General features: G+C 48.9%; 5 protein-coding genes. All 5 read right to left on the reverse strand.

Annotated features, from left to right (window positions below):
- Nucleotides 1-216 (reverse strand): hypothetical protein (locus HKN79_10025; GenBank protein ID NNC83905.1); only part of this gene is annotated, 216 nt, incomplete at its 3' end.
- 9 nt (nt 217-225) lie between these two features.
- A complete protein-coding gene (locus HKN79_10030) occupies nt 226-627 on the reverse strand; it encodes a hypothetical protein (GenBank protein ID NNC83906.1) in 402 nt (133 codons plus the stop codon).
- A gap of 132 nt (nt 628-759) precedes the next feature.
- Nucleotides 760-1,416: a response regulator transcription factor gene (locus HKN79_10035; GenBank protein NNC83907.1), complete on the reverse strand. Its 657-nt coding sequence runs from the start codon at nt 1,414-1,416 to the stop codon at nt 760-762.
- Between the two features lie 12 nt (nt 1,417-1,428).
- On the reverse strand, nt 1,429-3,408 hold the full coding sequence (locus HKN79_10040) for a tetratricopeptide repeat protein (protein NNC83908.1): 1,980 nt from the start codon (nt 3,406-3,408) through the stop codon (nt 1,429-1,431).
- A 172-nt stretch (nt 3,409-3,580) separates the two neighbouring features.
- Complete coding sequence (locus HKN79_10045) at nt 3,581-4,045, reverse strand: energy transducer TonB (GenBank protein ID NNC83909.1); 465 nt, start codon at nt 4,043-4,045, stop codon at nt 3,581-3,583.
- Nucleotides 4,046-4,069 lie beyond the last annotated feature (24 nt).

Raw genomic sequence — 4,069 nt, forward strand, 5'->3', positions numbered from 1 at the left:
GTCATTGGCCTCCCAGGCCATGGATTCATCGAAAAATGCCGTGCCAGTGAGCATTTTACCATTGAGGTCCTGTTCACCATTCTCCCTCCAGTAGTGTACATCGGCATGGAAACGGGCCTTTTCGCCAAAGGTCAGATCCTCAGCACTCAGTCGAGAAGGGCCATGTACTGTCCCATCCATGGTCAATTCCCCTCCAGAGATGCGTACGCCTCCCAATACTTCACCTTACACATGAATAGTACCACCGAATATGATGAGGTCCCCAGCGATCACGGCATCCGGACCGATATGTATGTCGCCCCCGAAGATCACGGCATCATCGCGCACTGTGCTGTTGATGTTCAATTCGCCCCCTGCACATCGTAGATCATCTCCAATGGCCCCGAAGATCTGAACACTCCCACCTGCTATAGTCAGGTCTTGGCCGATACTATCCGATACGCTCACTTGACCTCCTGTGGCCAATAGATCGCCATCCACTTTGGCGGAGACCTGTACCTCACCTCCAGCAGCATAGAGGTCATCCGGCATATCCTCGCTGATGAGGACAGACTCTCCGGATTCGAATTGGGCATGTATGCTATATGGAACTAGGAATAGAGAGAGGAATAGGGTCAGGGTCTTCATGGTCGGTACTTTTGGTGAAGTATGAATATTATACATACGACAGAACTTTATATGACCTATGTCAGGAGTCAAACTGATTTATTCTCAGTATGGAATTGTCGTCCATCAAATGGACTCGGAAGATACCGTTCGCTACTTGAGCTGCTCCAATAGGGATTTGTTCTCGATGGCCCATTTGAGCAATGCGTTCTGTTCCCCGTTCAAGTCCAACTTCTTACTGATATTGCTTCTGTGATTGGACACCGTCTTAGGACTGATGAAGAGCATGTCCGCAATTTCAGCACTCGTCTTCTGACGGGCGATGAGCTTCAAGATATTCAACTCCTGTTCGGATAGTTTTTGGGACAGATCGTCCTTTTTAGAGCCTTGCTGGATCAGGTGATGGGTCAGGCTGGAATTGACGTAGGATCGTCCTTCGGCCACGGTATGTATGCAGTCGATGATCTCCTTCTCACTGCTCTCCTTGATCAGATAGCCTTTTACACCCATGGCCAATGCCTTATTCAGGAAATCACCATCCTTGAATAATGTCAGAAGGACGAAACGGGTCTCCAGCCCTTCTTCCAATAGAGTCTTGGCCACCTCCAATCCGGTGAAGTGCGGCATCTCGATATCGAGTAGGGCTATATCTGGACGGATGCTCCGAATGTGTTCCATGGCGTCCTTCCCATTATCCGCACTGCCGACCCATTCCAGCCCTTCGGTCTCGATCAAGAGGTCGGAGATGCCTTTTCTCAATATCGGATGATCATCCGCATTGAAAACGGTGATCTTCTTTTGACTCGTCATGCTATTAGGTGATCAGGTCTGTATAGGAATCCGAATATTCACTTTTGTTCCTTTCGGACTGTTTTTCTGAATGGTCAATGAACCACCAATGGCCAAGATACGCTCTGACATGGTCTTCAGACCCAAGCTCTTGGATACTCCCTTCTTCAAATCCACATCGAAGCCTACACCATTGTCCTGGATCTGAATGTCCACGCGATCGACTGCTCGTGTGATGCTCACCTTGGCCGCGCTGGCCCCTGCATGTTTGACCACATTGTTGAGAGCCTCTTGGATGGCCCGGAAGATGTGGATCTCTTCTTTATCGCTGAATAGTTCATCTATCGGGGTCAATTCTTTGCTGATGAAGAGTTCTGTAGAAGAGGAGACCTTATCGATCATTCCTTCAATAGCCGCGGTAAGCCCGAATTTCTGCAATTGGAAAGGGTGGAGGTCGCGTGAGATACTCCGTACTTCTTCCAAGGTCTCACTGATGAGTTTCTGATTCTCCTCGGTGCTATCCTTAGTGGTTTGGATCTGTTTCTTGATGAGAAGTAGCGATTGACCCACCCCGTCATGTAGATCCCGGGCGATGCGTTTGCGTTCTTCTTCCTGTGCAAAGATCAATGCCTCTGCAAAGGCGATCTTATCGTTCCGTTGCTTCCGGATACGGTGGAGTTGAAAGCCGAAAAAAGCCAAGAGGCCTAAGAATAGCCCACCCCCTAGCATGATGTTGCGCTGTTTTTCTACCTGGGCCTTTTCCGATTCCAATGCTAGGATATCGTTCTGCTGCTCGAGGATCTGCTTCTGTTTCTGTACGTTCTGGTAGCGGGATTCCACTTCAGCAATGGCCTTGTTACGTTCCACAGCTCCATTCTTGTCGGTATAGGCTTTGAAGGCCTCTAGGCTGGTCAAGGCATCTTCTATCCTCCCTATCTCCTTATAGGATAGGTGAAGTTCTTTATGGGCCTCGGCCATATCCCGCTCGAGTTCTTGCGACCGTGCGGCCTCGAGCGCTTGCTCTCCATATTCTATGGTTTTTCTATGGTCTCCCATAAGTCTGTAGATCCTCGCTTGTCGTGTCTTTTGTCTGATGTCCTGTAAAGTAGCCCCCACCTCATCGATCATCCCTTCAATCTCCGTGTTCAATGCCAGTGCATCCTCCAGTTCTCCCTGTAGCACTTTGATGTCGGCCATATTGCCCAATACCCTCTGGATCCCGATCTTATCTTCCTGCTTGCGTGCCAGGGCGAGAGCCTTTCCGTAATTATCCAGGGATTGCTCGATGGCAAATGTGGCGCTGTCTTCATAAAGAGAGACGTCCGTTCGGGTCGTATCTGCGATACGCTGATACTTCATCGCCTGATGGCTATAGATGATCGCCATGTTATTGGCCACGTATCCTATCGCCCGTTCATCTTCGATCTCTTCAGCGATCTCCAATGCTCGTTGGTTGTATTCGATGGCCTTTTGAGGCCGTGAAGTGATTTGAAAGACGGCCGCAATGTTGATGTAAGGTTTGACGGCATTCTCAAGGTCCTCCATTTCTTCCCAGGTCTCCAAGGCCTGTAGATAGTAGCGTATGGCCATCTGGTTATCTCCCTTGTTCTTCATCAGAGCGCCCAATTTGTTTTGGGTCAAGGCCAAGTGATGGGGGTCATCGAGTCGCTGGAAGATCTCTTTCCCTTGCATCAGCAAGTCCTCCGCGATCACGAGGTCATCGAATAAGCGATAGGAATCCCCTAGCTCGATGAGAGCTTTTCCCAGTAAGAGATCCGACTTTGAATCTTGGGCCGCATCGACTGCCTTGGACCCTATGGCCAGGCAGCTGTCCTTATCCAGATAACTATAGACGATACTCCACTGGATCATTGAATCGATCTGTTCCTCATCAGGATCTTCGATCTGCATCAATCGCTGGTAGACCTTGCTATTCTCATCTTTAGAAAATGCTTGAGACCCTACCTGCAACATGATGAATAGGAATAGAAGAAGAGCGATCGTTTTTCGCATGTCGTGCTAATGCATTAAAATAATCTGTGTTAATGATACCCAACTATCATCGATGAATGCAAATGGAGGAGGTGGAAGATGTGAAAGAACGCAATTCGGAACGAGGTCATAAGTGGGTCATCAGCTGATTGAAATTCGCAGTGGGTCGGTCTGGATAACGAATTTCTGAAGATCAATTCACGCTGAAGTGGACCGGGACGGTGATGGTCATGGCACCCTTGTATTCATCTTCTCCGGAAAGCTGGATCTTCTTCATGCGCTTCATGGCCCGCAGGACCATCTCATCGAAGCTGGGGGCGAGGCCCTTGACGATCTTAGAATCCACGACTTCTCCCGAATCATTCAATACGACTTCAACGAATACGGTCCCCTCGATCCCTGCATCCAGTTGACTTTCGGGATAGATGACTTTCTTGGATACGTACTTGAACAATTGGGAAGTGGCCATTTTGGTATGACGGTTATACAATGCATCCATCTGGGAGGCGAAATCAGTGTAGGTCTCAAGCTTCGTAGTGCTTTCTTCTGTGGGAGCAAGGTATCCCAATTCATCTTGGATCTCCACTTGAGCGGTGACTGACACGGAGAGGATGAAGAATCCGATGAGGAGGCTCGTTTGTGCTGTAGAATAGGTCATGGTGTAGGTATTGATTTGTTATAC

Source organism: Flavobacteriales bacterium (assembly GCA_013001705.1).
Taxonomy (GTDB): Bacteria; Bacteroidota; Bacteroidia; order Flavobacteriales_D; family JABDKJ01; genus JABDLZ01.

Excerpts from the sequence above, each read along its gene's own strand:
- HKN79_10035 (NNC83907.1), bottom strand. The coding sequence starts at position 1,416 with ATGACGAGTCAAAAGAAGATCACCGTTTTCAATGCGGATGATCATCCG.
- HKN79_10045 (NNC83909.1), bottom strand. The coding sequence starts at position 4,045 with ATGACCTATTCTACAGCACAAACGAGCCTCCTCATCGGATTCTTCATC.
- HKN79_10040 (NNC83908.1), bottom strand. The coding sequence starts at position 3,408 with ATGCGAAAAACGATCGCTCTTCTTCTATTCCTATTCATCATGTTGCAG.
- HKN79_10030 (NNC83906.1), bottom strand. The coding sequence starts at position 627 with ATGAAGACCCTGACCCTATTCCTCTCTCTATTCCTAGTTCCATATAGC.